At 42.1% G+C, this 17,881-nt stretch carries 13 protein-coding genes; 8 read left to right on the plus strand and 5 right to left on the minus strand.

The genetic code is table 11. The features are described 5' to 3' along the window. Positions 1 to 28: 28 nt before the first annotated feature. Complete coding sequence (metG, locus tag EXT48_RS06300; RefSeq protein ID WP_130163912.1) at positions 29 to 2,065, minus strand: methionine--tRNA ligase; 2,037 nt, start codon at positions 2,063 to 2,065, stop codon at positions 29 to 31. Between the two features lie 202 nt (positions 2,066 to 2,267). Between metG and apbC the strand changes: the two genes are divergently transcribed. The 3 genes from apbC (at position 2,268) to EXT48_RS06315 (ending at position 7,046) form a co-directional block, all read left to right on the plus strand. Beyond that, complete coding sequence (gene apbC, locus EXT48_RS06305; RefSeq protein WP_130163913.1) at positions 2,268 to 3,371, plus strand: iron-sulfur cluster carrier protein ApbC; 1,104 nt, start codon at positions 2,268 to 2,270, stop codon at positions 3,369 to 3,371. A gap of 2 nt (positions 3,372 to 3,373) precedes the next feature. Then, the gene (dcd, locus tag EXT48_RS06310; protein ID WP_010371648.1) at positions 3,374 to 3,958 is read left to right on the plus strand and encodes a dCTP deaminase; all 585 of its coding nucleotides are present in this window, start codon (positions 3,374 to 3,376) and stop codon (positions 3,956 to 3,958) included. Between the two features lie 622 nt (positions 3,959 to 4,580). After that, a complete protein-coding gene (locus EXT48_RS06315) occupies positions 4,581 to 7,046 on the plus strand; it encodes an EAL domain-containing protein (protein WP_130163914.1) in 2,466 nt (821 codons plus the stop codon). Here the strand turns inward: EXT48_RS06315 and EXT48_RS06320 are convergent. Together EXT48_RS06320 and EXT48_RS06325 are read right to left on the minus strand one after the other, a co-directional pair. Continuing rightward, positions 7,006 to 7,794 carry a CLCA_X family protein gene (locus tag EXT48_RS06320; protein WP_130163915.1) on the minus strand — a complete coding sequence of 263 codons (789 nt, stop codon included), beginning with the start codon at positions 7,792 to 7,794 and terminating at the stop codon, positions 7,006 to 7,008. The genes EXT48_RS06315 and EXT48_RS06320 overlap by 41 nt on opposite strands. Before the next feature lie 9 nt (positions 7,795 to 7,803). Further along, positions 7,804 to 8,394: a tRNA-uridine aminocarboxypropyltransferase gene (locus EXT48_RS06325; RefSeq protein ID WP_130163916.1), complete on the minus strand. Its 591-nt coding sequence runs from the start codon at positions 8,392 to 8,394 to the stop codon at positions 7,804 to 7,806. Between the two features lie 119 nt (positions 8,395 to 8,513). Here EXT48_RS06325 and EXT48_RS06330 point away from each other — a divergent pair, with 119 nt between their 5' ends. Beyond that, on the plus strand, positions 8,514 to 8,858 hold the full coding sequence (locus tag EXT48_RS06330; protein ID WP_039495682.1) for an Hpt domain-containing protein: 345 nt from the start codon (positions 8,514 to 8,516) through the stop codon (positions 8,856 to 8,858). Positions 8,859 to 9,045: 187 nt separating this feature from the next. Continuing rightward, complete coding sequence (locus EXT48_RS06335) at positions 9,046 to 10,260, plus strand: pyridoxal phosphate-dependent aminotransferase (RefSeq protein WP_069019047.1); 1,215 nt, start codon at positions 9,046 to 9,048, stop codon at positions 10,258 to 10,260. Between the two features lie 67 nt (positions 10,261 to 10,327). Here EXT48_RS06335 and EXT48_RS06340 read toward each other — a convergent pair whose 3' ends face one another. Both EXT48_RS06340 and EXT48_RS06345 read right to left on the minus strand, forming a co-directional pair. Continuing rightward, positions 10,328 to 13,498, minus strand: a complete 3,171-nt coding sequence (locus EXT48_RS06340) for an efflux RND transporter permease subunit (protein ID WP_130163917.1) — start codon at positions 13,496 to 13,498, stop codon at positions 10,328 to 10,330. Positions 13,499 to 13,503: 5 nt separating this feature from the next. Then, positions 13,504 to 14,679: an efflux RND transporter periplasmic adaptor subunit gene (locus EXT48_RS06345; protein WP_130163918.1), complete on the minus strand. Its 1,176-nt coding sequence runs from the start codon at positions 14,677 to 14,679 to the stop codon at positions 13,504 to 13,506. 213 nt (positions 14,680 to 14,892) lie between these two features. On the opposite strand from EXT48_RS06345, the gene EXT48_RS06350 reads away from it, so the two are divergent. The 3 genes from EXT48_RS06350 (at position 14,893) to EXT48_RS06360 (ending at position 17,834) form a co-directional block, all read left to right on the plus strand. Next, positions 14,893 to 15,651 carry a hypothetical protein gene (locus EXT48_RS06350; RefSeq protein WP_130163919.1) on the plus strand — a complete coding sequence of 253 codons (759 nt, stop codon included), beginning with the start codon at positions 14,893 to 14,895 and terminating at the stop codon, positions 15,649 to 15,651. Between the two features lie 789 nt (positions 15,652 to 16,440). Continuing rightward, positions 16,441 to 17,259 carry a hypothetical protein gene (locus EXT48_RS06355; RefSeq protein WP_130163920.1) on the plus strand — a complete coding sequence of 273 codons (819 nt, stop codon included), beginning with the start codon at positions 16,441 to 16,443 and terminating at the stop codon, positions 17,257 to 17,259. A 236-nt stretch (positions 17,260 to 17,495) separates the two neighbouring features. Next, positions 17,496 to 17,834 carry a hypothetical protein gene (locus tag EXT48_RS06360; RefSeq protein WP_130163921.1) on the plus strand — a complete coding sequence of 113 codons (339 nt, stop codon included), beginning with the start codon at positions 17,496 to 17,498 and terminating at the stop codon, positions 17,832 to 17,834. Positions 17,835 to 17,881: the final 47 nt, after the last annotated feature.

A 17,881-nucleotide genomic window follows, 5' to 3' on the forward strand; every position in this document is an offset into this window, starting at 1 on the left:
CTTTATTTGTATACAAGTAATAGGGTGATTACATCACTCGCATGCCAGGCTGTGAGCCATCGTCTGGGTTCAAGATGTAAATTTCTTTACCACCTGGGCCTGCAGCTAACACCATGCCTTCTGACATACCAAAACGCATCTTGCGAGGTTTTAGGTTTGCAACCATTACTGTTAACTTGCCGATAAGATCTTCAGGTGCATAAGCCGACTTAATGCCTGCAAACACTTGGCGCGTTTCACCACCTAAATCAAGCGTAAGTTTAAGCAGTTTATCTGCACCTTCAACATGCTCTGCGTTGGCAATTTTTGCGACACGCAGATCAACTTTGGCAAAATCATCGAATTCGATTTCCGCAGCGATTGGCTCTTTGGCAAGCGGGCTATTCGGATCTGCTGCTACAGATTGACCACCCACTTTCTTTTCAAGACTTTCTTTAGACGACTCGATCATCGCATTCACTTTATCAAGTTCAACACGCTGCATTAGTGCCTTGAACTTATTGATTTCATGATCAACAAGGGCGTTGTCAACGCTTTCCCAACTTAGTTCAGTGTTTAAGAAAGCTTCTACATTTTTCGCCATACCTGGAAGGATAGGTTTTAAATAAGTCAGTAGTACGCGGAATAGGTTAAGACCCATAGAGCACACTTGATGTGCACGCTCAAGTGTCTCTTCATTCTTTGCAAGCACCCAAGGCGCTTCGGCATCAATAAACTGGTTTGCTTTGTCAGCAAGGGTCATGATTTCACGCACTGCGCGGCTGTATTCGCGGTTTTCAAAATGTGTCGCGATTGAATCCTTTGCAGCAACAAAGCTAGTTAGTAGCGCTTCGTCCATAATAGAGCCGCTTAGCTTGCCGTCAAATTTCTTAGTAATAAAGCCTGCGCAGCGACTCGCGATGTTTACCACTTTGCCCACTAAGTCTGAGTTTACGCGTGCCGCGAAATCTTCTAAGTTGAGGTCTAAATCCGTAACGCCGCTGTTTAGTTTAGCCGCGTAGTAATAACGTAAATATTCAGGGTCTAAGTGTTCAAGGTAGGTACGAGCCTTTACAAAAGTGCCTTTTGACTTAGACATCTTAGCGCCATTCACGGTGACAAAACCGTGAGCGAATACGTTATTTGGTTTACGGAAATTAGCGCCATCAAGCATTGCAGGCCAAAATAGGCTGTGGAAGTAGATGATGTCTTTACCGATAAAGTGATAAAGCTCGGCGTCAGAGCCTTCGCCCCAAAACTCGTCAAAGTTTAGGCCTTGTTTCTCGCAAAGGTTTTTGAAGCTTGCCATGTAACCGATTGGTGCATCCAACCAAACATAGAAATATTTGCCAGGCGCGCCTGGGATTTCAAAACCAAAATAGGGGGCGTCACGGCTGATATCCCACTGCTGCAAGCCGTCTGCAAACCATTCGTCTAGCTTGTTCGCCATTTCAGATTGCAGACTACCTGAGCGTAGCCATGTTTTTAGCATGTCTTCGAATGCAGGTAAGTCAAAGAAGTAATGCTCTGAATCTTTCAAGATGGGTGTCGCACCAGACATCACCGATTTTGGCTCAATCAACTCTGTTGGGCTGTAGGTTGCACCGCAGGCATCACAGCTGTCGCCATTTTGATCTTCAGACTTACAAGTCGGGCAAGTACCAGTAACAAAACGATCTGGTAGGAAAATGCCTTTCTCTGGGTCAAATAACTGTGAAATCGTGCGCTTTTTGATATAGCCTTTTTCGTCTAAACGAGTGTAGATTAGCTCGCTTAGTTCACGGTTTTCGTCACTGTGTGTGCTGTGATAGTTATCAAACTCGATATTGAAGTCTGCAAAGTCACGCTGACGCTCAATACTCACCTGCTTAACCATTTCTTCAGGCGTGATACCTTGCTTCTGTGCATTGAGCATGATTGGCGTGCCGTGCGCATCGTCCGCACATACATAATAGGCTTCATGGCCTTGTAGCTTTTGGAAGCGAGCCCAAATATCGGTTTGAATATATTCCAGCAAGTGGCCTAAGTGTGTGGGGCCATTTGCGTATGGTAATGCACTGGTAATGAGAATTTTTCTCTTCGTCATAACGATTCCATGAATTTAGCGCGATCTTTCTAATTGATGGTGTTGAATTGGTTGATTATTCACCGAGTTAACACTTGAATGGACAAGTGTGCTTAGTGACTCACCTTAGTTCAGACCATGAACCGCGAATTGACTGGTTTTAATGAGTTGAATGTTACATAATTCCGTGGCTATTTTCATCACCCAGAGGAGTTTAATTTGTATGTTTGGACTGGAAAAATGGTTTGCCAAGGGAAAAAACACCAAACAGGCAATCATTGAGCTTTTAAATGGCTATCGTAGTGCCGCATTACCAGTGGGAATTGATGCAAATTGGGTGATCAAAACACAAGAATCAAAGGCGCAAATTCAAGTACAAATTAATTTTCCATTTGCCATCCAATGCGACCAAGATGTTGCTAGTTATCTACAGCAACACTTAGGCAAGCCCGTTGAGGTGACATCGAAAGTCGTCGTTGTCGGCAGACCAAAATTTAAAGCTATTAAACATATTATCCTTGTTGCCTCAGGTAAGGGCGGGGTGGGTAAGTCTACCACTGCGATTAATCTGGCGTATGCGCTACGTGCTCAAGGCGCGAAAGTCGGTGTGCTAGATGCTGATATTTATGGCCCTTCACTACCTAGCTTATTGGCTCTTGAGGATGAAAAACCTCAGGCGAAAGATGATAAAACCCTACTACCAATTGAAAAGTCGGGCATTAAAGCCATGTCTATCGGCTTTTTGGTCCCAGCAGAGGACGCCACTGTTTGGCGAGGACCAATGGCTTCTCAAGCGCTTACTCAATTGTTAAATGAAACGGATTGGGGTGAGCTGGATTATCTGATTGTTGATATGCCACCAGGCACCGGAGATATCCAACTGACCATGACGCAAAAAGTGCCAGCCAGTGGTGCGGTGATTGTCACTACACCGCAGACCTTGGCGCTAGCAGATGCACAGAAGGGCATCGCAATGTTTGAAAAAGTGCAGCTCCCGATTTTAGGTTTGGTCGAAAATATGAGTTACTTCAATTGTGAGCAATGTGGTAGTCGCAACCATATTTTTGGTCACTCTGGTGGCACCACGTTGGCGAGTCGCTATGGTGTGCCTCTGCTCGCGGAAGTACCGCTTAACGAACAGATCAGAGCAGCAACGGAGCAGGGCGAAGATATCATTGCCACAGACCGTGAGCCTAATTCAGAAAGTAAGACTGACAATCATGGTATAGCAGATCACTATGTTGATTGTGCCCAACTGGTTGCCAGTATGTTATATTACCAATCAGACTCAACATCGGGTGTTGAGATTGTGATGACGGAAGACTAAGAATGAGATTATCGGATACCCATATTCGAGAAGCGATTGAACAACAACGCATAATCATCGAACCTACACCTAAGCCAGATATGATTTCAGGCGTTACCGTGGATTTAAGACTGGGTAACAAGTTTAGAGTGTTTCAGGACCATGCCGCGCCTTACGTTGATCTCAGTGGTCCTAAAGATCAGATCAATGCCGCGATGGAATCCATCATGAGTGACGAAATTGTGTTAGAAGATGGCCAAGCGTTTTTCTTGCACCCCGGTGAGCTGGCGCTGGCAATGACGTATGAAAAGGTAACGCTACCTGCCGACCTTGTTGGTTGGTTAGATGGCCGCTCGTCGCTGGCGAGGTTAGGTTTAATGGTTCATGTTACTGCGCATCGTATCGATCCCGGTTGGTCTGGAAACATCGTATTAGAGTTCTATAACTCAGGTAAGTTGCCTTTGGCACTTAGGCCAAACATGAAAATAGGTGCGATGAGCTTTGAAACGATGACAAGTGCTGCGCAATTCCCTTATAACGAGCGTAAAGACGCCAAATATAAGGATCAAAATAGTGCGGTTGCTTCGCGTATAAGTGACGACAGTTAATTGAATAGGTGGGCGAGAGGATTTGTGTGTAAATAGTTGGCCTATTACAAACAAATCTGACGCTTAGCTTGGGAATAACAGCGGCTAGAGTACCAGTTGTTATTCCGAGTTTAGACTAGTCCCTCAACTTACCTAAACGGCATGCCATCTTTACATTTTTGACTCCCCATCAAATAGCCATAACGATTTAAATTCAATAATATTTTTGCATTTGCTTCGATCCAAACCATACTTATTGTAATGCGTTTTTTATGTTGTCGGCGAAAGCGTCATGCGAATGACAGCAGTAGACAAAGTGAAATAGGTATTATACCAATTGAATTAATTCTCTAATCAATTTGAAGGGTGAAATAGCATATTAGCTTAGTTAAAAATTTCTCATTTAGATCAACTAAATAGCAAAATTTTTGCCTTGCTACTAAAGCTATTTCCTTGCTTCAAAATAGATCATTTACTTAATACAACTGGTATTAGTGCGCGAATGACGTTGCTTCCTGATTTGCAAAGAGAAGCTTAAGGCCAATATTTTCGAGTTGGTGTTTTTCTTGAACGTTAACGCTTGGTTCTTTGCATAACGAATAGGCTGATAAATCACCGTCAAAGTGACTCAAGGAGAATGGGTATGTGGCTTAGCGCTGCTAGGTATGCCACGCTGGTGTTTACGATAATTGTGTGTTGCATCTTTGCGATGTGTGCTACTGCTGAAACGCAGCTGGCAGCAGAAACTGTAGAAGCAAGACCTTTAATTTCAGTAGGCTATGGTGACTTTTCCGAGGCCCAGTTTAGTGTATCGCAAGAAACGGTAATTATTCCAAAGGGCGTTGCGGTTTGGCTTCGAATCACAAGCCTCGTTCGCGATGATCTGTCAGACCAAGTGCTAACAGTCGCACGTCCATCCATGGGTAGTGTGGAGTTTTTTACCACAGACCCTATTGGAAAATTAACTCAAATCCCCGAAAGTAACAATCATACATCGTTATCCCATTTTTCACCCCATTTGGTAATTGATGCAAATAGCCATATTGAGCCGATCATTGTTAAAGTTCAATCACCCTATGTTTCCTTGTCCAGAGTGAGTATTGAACCTTATGAAGTTTATATAGAAGATACCAATGCTCATCTATTTTTAACTGGGTTGTTTCTGGGGGTAATGTTTTTATTGAGTATTTTCATGCTCAGTACCGGTATTATTTCGAAACGCGCAAGCCTGCTTTCGGTTGGTGGCTATTTGCTGTCATTAGCCTGCCTTTACGTCACCCATAAAGGACTCGCTGATATCTTTTTCAGCTACCAAAATAGCATTCATTTTTTACATTACAGTGGCAGCTTTGTGTGTTTTGCACTTGGCTTTAGCCTTTTGTTTTTTCATCATTTCCTTACTAAAAATAGGCTTGATAGAAAGATAAAGCTAACCATCAAGACGACCGCATATATCTACTTACTAAGCGGTGTCGTTGTGGCGTTTGCGAAAGTGGATTTACCGTTTGCACTTCAGTCCATAATGGTTATTGGTGCAATTGTATTAAGCACGATGATTTTGGTAAATCAAGATAAAGACAGTCGTAAAGAAGTCTATTTCTGCTGCGCAATTTGGTCTCCTATGGTGGCGGTACTAATTGGCTTTGCTGGGAGTCAATTAATACAACCAAGTGAGCAAATATCAATCGTAAACCATGTGTTGATCAGCCTACATTTAATGCTCTTACTACTGTTTGTGGTTTGGCATGATGCGGAAAAGCGGCGTATGTATATTCATTATGCTGAGTTTGATAAAGAGACAGCACTGCCCAATAAATTCGCCCTGTTTGGTTCGCTCGCTAAGCTTGAGGAGCAAAATAAAGCGCATACATTGTTGCTTTTTAAACCACTGATCCTGCCATCAATAAGACTGAGTTTTGGCTTAACCTTTGCAAATCAGCACATCAATAAGTTATTCAAAGAGGTCTCTGAGCAAATCAATACTTATGGTAGCGCTGCCGTTGCAAATAAAGGAAACACACCTATTTACCGCCTAGAAGACCAAGTGTTTGCCATCGTGCTTGATGGTAAAATAGAGGTCAGTCAAGTTGAGCAATATGTATGTATTTTATCAGCTGTATTCGAAGAAGGGGTTGGGTATAAAGACACGCAGATTGTCGATAGTCTAGAGGTTGGGGTTGCGAATTATCCAATGCATGCAAAATCCACAGAGAAGCTTATCCAGCGTGCGCTGCAGGCTCTTAATACTAAGTCACACAATGGTCAACGTTGGCATCTATTTGATGTTGAAAGCTCTATTTCGACTGAGCGACAATTGAAGCTCACCTCGTTTCTTAAAAGTGCGATAGAACATGAACAGTTCAGTTTATTCTTTCAGCCGCAGGTAGACCTCAGGACTGGCAGGGTATTTGGCTCGGAAGTGCTACTGCGCTGGCTTCACCCTGAGCTTGGTTACATACCACCTGACGAATTTATTCCGATTGCTGAGTCTTCAGGGCAAATTTACGAGATCACAGAATGGGTGATTGAGCATGCGCTTCATTATCAAGCCGAGATAACCAAGTTATTGCCTGAGCACGTTATTTCAATCAACGTATCTGGTCGTGACTTGAGTAGAAGAGAGTTGTCGGTACAGCTCATTACGCTTATCAATGAATTATCACTCGCACCTTCTCAAATAATGATAGAGATCACGGAATCTGTAACAATAGGAAAAGAAGCTGAACTTAAAGGGGTGTTAGATGATTATCGTTCAATCGGCGTAAAAGTGGCGATTGATGATTTTGGTACTGGATATTCGTCACTTGCATATTTGAGTAAACTTGGATTTGATGAACTTAAAATTGATAAAAGTTTTGTGATGGATATTGAGACATCTAAGAGCAACCAAACAATATGTAAAGCGACGTGTGATATGGCGCACAGTTTAGGCTCAAGGGTGGTGGCTGAAGGGGTTGAGGATATCAATAGCTACATTCGTTTGCAGGCCTATGGCTGCGACTTTGCACAGGGCTATTTTATTTCACGTCCGTTGCCGTTCACGGAGTTTAAGAGTTGGCTAGGTAAAGTCACCTATGCCGGCGATATAAAATCTTTCCTAGTTCGCTGAAGTAGTGAAAAATGGGCTCAGCGCATCGTTTTCTATGTTCATGCTTTGGGTAAACCCCCAGTTTTTCTTGTTCTGAACCTTTAATTCCCGCGGCCAAAAATGAATTTGATATATCGCTGTGGTAGGCAATAATGGCCTCGAACATCCGAGCTGTTAGCTCCTCGGGCAGTGCGTAATAAATCTGTTTGTTTGCGCTATCAGCAATCTTGGCGGTATGAAAATACCGATTTGGTTGTTGATGTTCTTCATCTAGAAAGGTATGCGCAAAAAACGTTGCTAAAGCATTGTTCAGAGGGTGTATTACGGTTTCAGTAGAAAGTAACCAAGCTGATGATGCAAAAGGCTTTTTTGGCTGAGTTATTAAATGCTGGCAAATATAGTGATCAAATGCATGCCACCACTCGTGGGCAAGTGCGCCACCACCGGCATTTTTTGCCAAGGCGAGTGTTCTAGTATTTGCTGCGTAATGCGCTTGAACACCTTGTTGACCGCCTGTGCCAAAATCAAAATTAAGTGTTCCCCGAAGGCCAATGACCTGTGGCGGTACTTGTAGTATTTGGGCTAGATCTGCGAGGGCATCATAAATTAAATTGGCGGATAAACGGGTTTCTTCAGGCGTAACCCAATGACCAATGGTCATGGTTTTAAAGCCAAAGGTCTGTTTGATTTCACTGAAATCAACTTGATCGCCGAATCGATAATCGGGTCCTCGGCGAGTGTATCCGCGCTGTAGTCTCGACCTTGGCATTCTCTTCCTTTAATACCGAGCCTTAACATCATCAGGCATTCGCTTCATCTGCTCTTTCACCATACCAGCTTGAAGTTTGTAGAGAACCGAAGTTTCGCATTGATCTACAATCTCGAGAAATTGAGCTGCCGCTTCAAGTGTTGATAAACTGTATTCATGTCTAGATTTACGAATAGTATATTCACTTGCATTGACCGAATCGAACTGGAAACTGGGCAACTGGCTTAGCCACGGATTGAGGTTATAAAGCTTAGTGGCTTTCTTCCAAGTACCGTCCAATAAGATGATGGCATCAAGCTTTTGAGCGTGATTATACTCTGTAGTTAAGGTCTTAGCGTGGCTGTTTGGGTAGAGCAGTGCTACATGGTTTTCGTTGCAGAAGTTAATCAACTCTTCAAAGTCAGTGGTATTTTCTCCAACATACAGCGCAAAACTGCCTAACTGCAAGGCGAGGAGCTTTGCGGTATTTTTGGCGACTTTTACTTCGCTCGGATGCTGCATGATAATAACTTGAGTCGCATTTGGTATCACGTTACCAATATAGGAGCATACGCAAGTTTTTGTGGGAAACTGGCAGACTGGACAGGTATTACGTTTCATGTTTGATGAGGTGTTTCTTAATATAAGTCATATTTTATCATATCTTGCCCGCATTTACTTTGCACAAGAAACCAGATTTGGCTAGCATAAGTAATAGAATATTAAATTTAAGGAAAATTATGAGCATCGTAATAGATGAAGGTGCCCTAGAGAACATGCAAATGTTACTGGGCGAGCAATTCGAAGATACGGTTCATTTTTGTTGTTCTGAATTCGAGCGGTTAGAATCGGAGTTGATGCTGAATTTGAATCAGGATCAAGAAGCTGCCATTCGTCATGCTCACAGTTTAAAATCTAATGCTGCCCAGTTTGGGGCTGCTAGTTTGAGCGATTTGGCAAAGACGATTGAGCATGCCCTCATGCAAGGGGAGCAGGATATTGTTGATGACTCTATTGAGAAGCTGGCAGCACAAGTTGCAGGTTCAAAAGCGAAATTGCAGCAGTGGGTGAGTGCTCAATCTTAAATCCAGCATCAGCCAAAGAGCGGAAATGAGGTCGTTTATACGGCCTTTTTTATTGATATTGCTCTTATTCATCCCACTCCAACCACTTCACTTTGTAAGTTGCTTTTTTGAAGCATAAAAAGTTATCACAAGCATAGAATTTAGACGGCATTGTGATATATGCTTGAGCAAAATGAGGGGGTTATAGATGCTACAAATAACAAAAAGTAATAAGCTCAACGGGGTGAGTTACGATATTCGTGGTCCAGTATTGGATCAAGCAAGAAAAATGGAAGACGAGGGCATGAAAGTCCTCAAATTAAATATTGGCAATCCGGCGGCATTTGGCTTTGATATGCCAGAAGATATGCACCGAGACATCATAAAAAACTTATATTCTGCACAGGGCTATTGCGACTCAAAAGGATTGTATTCTGCCCGAGTTGCCGTGTATCAATATTATCAGCAAAAAAGTTTTCCTAATATTAGTGTCGATAACATCTTCATTGGCAATGGCGTCAGTGAATTGATCCAAATGACCGCACAAGCCTTACTCAATGATGGTGACGAAGTGTTGATCCCCGCACCGGATTATCCGCTATGGACTGCCGCTGTTAAATTATCAGGCGGTAATCCAGTGCATTACCTTTGTGATGAAGAGCAAGACTGGTTTCCAGATATCGAAGATATCAAGCGTAAAATCACGAGTCGCACAAAGGCATTGGTGCTGATCAACCCAAATAATCCGACCGGTGCTGTATATGACAAAGCATTGCTCGAAGCATTAATTAACGTTGCCAGAGAACACAAGCTATTAATACTGAGTGATGAGATCTACGAAAAGATTTTATATGACGATGCGGAGCATTTTTCAATTGCGAGTCTTTGCGATGATATCCCGGTTATTACTTTTAATGGTTTAGCGAAAACCTATCGTGCGGCCGGGATCCGCATGGGCTGGATGGTGATCAGTGGTAAGCATTCAGTGATGCGGGATTTGATCACAGGCTTAGAAATGCTTGCGTCTATGCGATTATGCGCCAATGTTCCTGCACAGTTTGCCATTCAACAAGCGCTTGGAGGCATACAATCCATCGACCAACTCATTGAACCGGGTGGGCGTTTGTATGAGCAGCGTGATATTGCGTTTAAAGGTTTAAACGATATCGAAGGGATAAGCTGTGTAAAGCCAAAGGGCGCGCTTTATGCGTTTCCAAAAGTCGACGTAAAGCGGTTTAATATTAAGAATGATGAGCGCATGGTGCTGGATTTGCTCAAAGAAGAAAAAATTCTACTTGTCCACGGACGTGCTTTTAATTGGCCTAGTGCGGATCATTTTAGATTAGTGTTTTTACCACATAAAGATGATTTACAGCCTGCAATGGATAGAGTAAAGCGCTTTTTTGCGCATTACAGTCAGTAACATCTGTATTAAAAAATAAAAAAGCTCGGAAGTTTCCGAGCTTTTTTGTGGGCTAGTAATGTGTTACTTAGTGAGTATTAGAATTTAGCTCCGGTGTCGTTTGTTGGCTATCAGCCGAGCCTTTACCTTTAAACCATTTGCGGCCAACGCGTTTAACATCTTCAAGTGCCACATATTGACAAGGGATAAGTACGAGGGTGATCACCGTGGCAAACAACACACCAAACGCAAGCGATACTGCCATTGGAATGACAATTTTAGCTTGCAGGCTGGTTTCCATAATGATTGGTACAAGTCCGATAAAGGTGGTCAACGAAGTGAGCAAGATTGCTCTAAAGCGTTTACATCCGGCCTCGACGGCCGCGGCTTTTAAATCGATACCTTCTTCGCGTGCTTTATTGACAAAATCCACCATAACCAAAGAGTCGTTTACCACAACCCCTGCCACGGCAATAATTCCAAAGAACGACAAACTACTCATTGTCATTCCCAATATCATATGACCGAATACCGCGCCGACCACACCAAATGGGATCACAGACATGATGATGACAGGCTGAGAATAAGAACGTAGTGGAATTGCCAGTAGTGCGAAGATAATCATTAATGACAGGGCAAAGTCACGAATTTGCTCAGCAACACTGTCCATTTCTTCTTGTACGCGACCCGCCACTGCACTCTGAACGCCAGGGTAGTTCTTTAATAGACTAGGAAGATATTCGTCACGAACCTGTTTTGCTATCTCAAATGGTTGTGCGATTTCTGTATCAACTGATGCCCAAACATTAATCGTGCGTTTGGCGTTTTCGCGGCGAATTCGGTTCACACCATCAACCAATTTTACATCAGCCACTTCTACCAACGGCACTTCTGCACCTTGAGGCGTTAAAATACGCACGTCCTGAATGTCACTAATGGCATCACGATGTTCTTTAGGGTAACGGATCATTACTTTGATCTCCTCACCATCACGTAAAATACGCTGTGCTTCAAGGCCGTAGTAACTGAAGTTTACTTGAGATGCAACATCCGCCAATGTCAGTCCAAGGCTATACGCTAATGGTTTAAGCTCAAGCTGCACTTCATCGGTTGCTGATTGCATAGAGTCATTGATATCACCAACACCTTCAATAGTTGCTAGCTTGTCTTTTAGTTTCTGTGCGACTTCGCGAAGCTCTTCTTTGTGTTTACCTTCTAATCTAAAGCTAATATCTCCGTCATCACGACCACCATTCATGATGCTATCTTGAATGTTTAGCGATTTAACACCAGGCAGTGCAGGCATTGCATCACGCCAGCGGGCGCTGAGTGCAAAGGTATCGATTGGGCGTGCATCTGGTTCAACCAAGATCACCATAATATTTGCGCTTGTGCGGCCATTCATATTCACCATGTAATCACGGATCATTTTCTTGCCATACTCAGCCTCAATTTCTTTGTCGACATTCAGTACCATTTGCTCAATTTTTTGAATTGACTCAAGCGTCGCGTTTTCTGACGAAGATAAGTTCATATCAATCGAGATACGTGGAAAATCATGTGGGATTTTTGGGTTAGCAACAAACTTCACTAAGCCACCAGCAAACATCCCCGCGCTGACAATTAAAATGGTTAAAAAGCCAACGATAACGGTATAACGGTAGTGAATACAGCGTACAATGAATGGGCGGTACGTGTTTTCAATGAAAGATTGAAGGCCGCTATCCATTTTTTCCCTGAGGCGGTGGAACGGATTTTTAGGGTTGCTTGGTTTGTCTTTCATTGCTGCTAAATGCGCAGGTAAAACCAGCTTAGATTCAACCAAAGAGAATAGTAAGCAAAGAATTATTACGCCACCAATTGCTTTAGAAAATGCTGCCGTTGGGCCAGTTGCTAATGTTTGCGGCAAGAAAGCAGCAACAGTAGTAAGCACACCAAAAGTGGCTGGGATAGCAACACGTTTTACGCCACGAACGACATTATCTAGGCTATGACCATGTTTTTCTATTTCAGCATGGGCGGATTCACCGACGACTATCGCGTCATCAACGACAATCCCCAACACCAAAATAAAGGCAAACAGTGAGGCTAAGTTAATCGTTACGTCTAAATAGCCCATTGGCATCATTAAAAATGCACCTAAGAAGCTAACTGGCAACCCCATCATTACCCAAAATGCTAAACGCACACGTAAAAATAGAGCAAGCATTAGCATAACTAATACCCCACCTAACGCCATATTTTCCAGCATCATGTTAAGGCGGCCATTGAGGTAATAGGTCAAGTCAATAAAAGGTTCAAGTTCTACGCCTTGTGGCAGTGAGCCTTTCTTGGCCTCAAGATAGTTCTTAATGATATCTGCAACTTTGGTGATGTCTTGGTCTTTTGACGCGCTAACTTCATACACCAGTGAGTTCTTACCATTGTATTTAGAGTATTGCAGTCCTTCTTCAAAGCCATCGTTAATGGTGGCGACATCGCCTAAGCTAACCTGTGCGCCGTCTGGTAGAGTTAGTAAGGGGAGCTTTCTAAACTCGTCACCGCGATAGGCTTGGTTTTCAACTCGCATTGAAATATAGCCATTTTCGGAGCGAATTTGGCCAGCAGACATGTTCGCTGAGAAGCTCTTTACTGCATCCGAAATTGCTCTAAAACTTAGGCCGTATTCGCGCATTTTATCAGGGCTTATCTCAATAGAGATTTCATAGTTCAGGCCACCATCAAAGCGTACAAGGTTAACGCCAGGTAACGACAGCATTTCTTCATGAATGCGATTACCAAGCTCTTTAAGATCATGGGGACTCAAGTCGCCATTGAGCGACAACCACATCACTTCTTGGGTTGCCTTGTCGTGACGTACAATAGGGCGTTCCATTCCTGATGGGAAAGTTGAGACGGAGTCTACTTGCATCTTGACTTCGTCGAGTACCTCTTTGGTGTTGTACTGCTCGTCTACTTCTATCCAAGTTTGCGAGTAACCGCGATTAGAGTAGGTGATCAAGCGTTTGATCCCTTCGAGACCTTCCATGGATTCCTCGATCTTAATCGTGATCCCTTCCTCGACCTCTTGAGGTGCCGCGCCCGGATACACAGCTTGAACACTTATCCAGTTACTGTCGTATTGTGGAAACATTTGCTTGCGGATCGAAAACGCGGTAAGCAAGCCGCCCACAATAATAAATATCATCAATAAGTTTGCTGCGACTGGGTTACGTGCAAACCAAGCAATTAAGCCTTTTTCTGTGCTTTGACTCTGCATAAACCTTACTCCTCTTTGAGCGCCAATTGGGTGTTTGCGCTTTGCGAAGGAGTATCGTCTGTACGTAGTTGCATCCCTTCAGAAGGATAGTCTAGCGCTGAAGTAATGAGCTGTTGGCCTGACTCAACACCGTTATCAACGACGACCATGCCATTGTACTCTCTAATAATATTGACCTTTTTGTAACTCAGCTTGTTATCGTCATCCAATGTTGCAACGCGACCTTCTTTCACTAAGTGATGAGGAAGCATAGTGGCATTTTGCACTAACAAACCTTGAATATCAGCATTGATATAAGCGCCAAAACGTAGTGGTTTTACGTTGTTGTGATAAGGCTGTTCGACTTGAGCAACAAGGTAGGTCATGCGACTTTTGTTATCGATAACGCCTTCACTGCGGACAATCTCGCCTTTCCAACTCATCGGTTGACCAGCGACTTCTGCTGTGATCACGACATCGGTGCCAACGCCTTGTTGCGGTAAGTATTTCAATTCATTATCGGCAACAGGGAGGCGTACTTCTGCAACAGATGTCGCATTGAGTTTACCAAAGCCATTACCGGGATTAACTACACTACCAAGGCTTACGGTACGAGACTCTATAATCGCATCGTAAGGCGCTTTGATATAAGTACGCTCTAAATTTCGGTTCGCTCTTTTCACTGCAGCCTGCGCCGCTTTAAAGCTTGCTAACTTTTCAGCGAGCTGAGGTTTTCTTAAATAGAGATCGGAAGGTATTTTTTCGTTAGCGTTTGCTTTAATCCTTTGCCATTCTGCTTTTGCTACTTGCACCTGAGCTTGTTCTATTTCTAGCGCTGAGCTGGCTTGTGCTAAAGCCGCTTCAGCTTCAATCAGCGACGCTTCATAGTCATTCGGGTCGATGCGAGCAAGCACGTCGCCTTCTTTGACAAAGCCACCTTTGACAAACTTGTCAGACAATGAAATGACTTGACCACTGACCTGAGCAACAAGCTCAGTACTGTATTTTGGCATCACGATACCGTATGACGATACGTTAAGCTTAACTTGGTCAATATGAATAGGTTGAACCTGTACGAGAGGATGTACTATTTCTTCTTTCTTCTCTTCTGGAGGTTGTTTCATTGCAGACATGGCAACGGCCGCTGCAATTCCCACCGTAAGAACGGCAATTGGTAGAATTATTTGTTTTTTACTAGCCACGTTAAAATCCTTCCTGTTGAATGATTTTTAATGACCCAGATTAACGGCTCTAGATCATCGATAAGCTTAAGAATACGCGAATAGTTATGTCGAGGTGTTTAAATCCAGACTGAATATGTAACAAAGCTTTGCGTACCTAAATTTATCGTTACATTCTTAAAAGCGATTGGTGCTTTTACGTGTAGTCGATTTTTCGATAAAATGCACCACTTATTGTCAAAATTGCGAGAAACAGAATGGATTGTAGGCTTGGTTGTGGCGCTATCCTTAGAAGTTTATAGCCTCATGCCACTCAGTTTTGTTAATGATGTTACCGTCAGAGTTGGAAAAATAAATAGAAGTCAAAGCTTCGATGAACCTTTGTCTTTCTCAAGTAACTTCAGAATAGTGAAAGTCCCTCTTTTTCATGGTTTTGATGAAAGACTCATCTTTTTAGTTAATAATTTCATTGTATTAAAAGCTTGTAGGGGTTGTAGAGATTTATCTACGACAGCAAAGGCGCTTTACACGTGGATGACGTGGTTTTCAGACAACAATGTTCAAGCACTGGATGAAGGAAAATACAAGATTGTTAGCCCTACATATGGTTTCAGGCAGTTCTTACTCGATAGAGTTATTGAACAGAAAACACTGAGTTCAACTACTGCAAACTCATACATATTAGTTATCAAAAGTTTCTACCAAATGCTTGATGAAGAGAAGCTTATTAAGCAAGAGCTTTTTTTTAAACGCCGGTTAAGTGTTATTGATGGTTTTCGTAAAATTACTGCTAGTGATTTAACGATTCCAACCCCCAGAAGTAATCCATTAAATCCGCTAACAAAGTCTGAATTTTCTCATTTTATTCAGTTGATTGAGCTTGAATCGCTACCTTTCAGGCTTGCAATAAAGTTGATGCTTTTCTCAGGGTTAAGACTGGGCGAGGCTTTATCCTTTCCCTGTGTACTTATTACTGAGAGCTCTTTAGCCTAATGTGAAGGCAAATATCTTGTACGTGGATTGAGAATAGGGCCAGCAAACGGCACGAAAACGAAGTTTTCAAAAGAAAGATATCTATTCCGTACGACACGCCTTGCAAATGAAATACTGAACTTTGAGATAGGAAAAAAAACCTTTTCGAGGTCGACTTTTCCAGTCAAATCTCGGAAGACCTTACACTAAGTGTGCATTTTACTCTTCTTGGTATCGATTAAAAAAGAAGTACCTTGATTGCTTCAGGGCTAACTTCAACCATAAGCCTCATGATCTAAGAGCAACCTTTGCCACTTCATTGCTTAATATTGCCATCAATGAAGTTGGTGTAAGTGTAGAGATTGCTTTGGATGTCACTAGAAACTTCATGGGGGCCAACAAGAAAAAGCAATCAGACATATTGTATGCCTATGCGTATTTTAAATGATTATTGGAGTTCATATATGAATTTTTTTGATCATTTTAATGTTGAGGAAAGTAATTGGTCTAAGATTTGTGAAATTATTTTTGATTTTGATAAGTACGTTAAGAAGAAAGGAGTAAAAAAACTAGTCGAAATTGGGCTATGTACTTGGATAAATACTACCAAGAGAGTCTGGCTAAAATTTATGATGATAAACATTGTGCTAAGAGCAGTATGGTAATTCGAAGAACAGCTGAAGAGCTAAAACAGTTTTTTAATCGTACTGATGCAGGGTGCAATGCCTATCCAGATATTATCTCAAAGTAGAAGTGGTTGATTGATTTTACAATAACTTAGTGCGAATTGGTTGTGAAGCAATTCAGGCTATGACTGGTATGAGAGTATCAGAATCAAATTGTCTGAAGTTTGGCTCATTGATTGAAGAAAATTCTTGGGTAGGTGCAAAAACAAGGCTGTTTAAAAATGCCCCAGAGGGTGGTTCTATCGAAATCTGGGCAGCAGGTCCTTATATAAAAAAGATTTTCATAAAGATTAGACCAATTGCAGAGAAGTTTTTTGGTGTCTCTGGCAGGGAACTAGATGAAATTTACTTAAAATCTGACCCAAGGAAATATAGGTCTTCAAAGGTAGTTAAGCACATGAAGACCCAGCGGAAAGTAGATTCATATCTTAATTGGAGTGATGTAAATGACATCACTCTAGATGAAAAGGATGTGCATGAATTTTGGGTTTTAAATCCTAATATTTCTAATAGAGTAATAGTTGAAAAAGTGATTTATGTTGGAGGTAAATGGTCAATTCGTTCCCATCAATATAGAAGAAGTATTGCTGTGCATTTAAATCGACTAGAACTCGTTTCTACGAGATATTTGGTAGTACAATTTAAACACATGTATAAAACAGTCACTGACTGGTATTGCAGTGGTACTCCAGCAAATAGTAAGTCGTTAGGAAACCTTGCAAGGGCTTTTATATCTGAGCTTGATAAAGCAGGTTTGGAGAGGTCTGCTTCTCTTGCTATAGCTTTCCAAGAAAGTGAACAACTATTTGGAGGTGGTGGACAAGCATTGATGAAGCAAAAGAATTTGGCTCCTAATAAAAAACTTTACCACTACAGGCTTTATCTATGGCTAAAAGAGGGAGTTCGAGAATTATGTCGCTTGGAAATGGCATGTATTGTATGAACGGTACTAAATGCGAGTTCAATGGTGTGATCCAGTCATCTAAATGTAATGTTAACTGCGAAAACTTGGTGGCAGATCGACAATCAATTACAATCTGGAAAGTAGATTTAAGAGGTACAAAGAATTACTGGAACAAGCAAAATTGAAAAAATTACCAGATGCAAGTATTGAATTCTTAAGGCTGGAGTTAGAGGTATATAGGCAGGCATTAGAGTTCTTTGGGGAAGAAGTCGACTATGATTGAGGAAAACTTGAAGCTTGCTCGTCAGGCTCTGAAAGAGCTAATTGAAGAGGGAAAAAGGGTCAACGTTAGTGCTTTAGAAAAAAGAGCTGAGCTATCAAACGGTACCTTAAACTATTCACATCCCTTATACGAAACTTTTAAAGAGAAAATTTGTGAATTGAAACGAGCTGAATGTCTTCCTTCCAGTAAAGATATCTATAGACTCAGAGGTAAGCTCAATCATGAAATTGCCCTCAAAGAAAAATATCGAGTCGAGAGAGATAAACTGAAAGAGGATATCAGCTATTTCTTGCATTGTGTAACGGTAGACTTAGATTGGAGACCTGTTTAGAGGTATTATTCAATACAACTAAAGAGGTTACAAATGCCAAGAAGAAT

Source organism: Pseudoalteromonas sp. CO348, assembly GCF_004208845.1.
Lineage (GTDB): Bacteria > Pseudomonadota > Gammaproteobacteria > Enterobacterales > Alteromonadaceae > Pseudoalteromonas > Pseudoalteromonas maricaloris.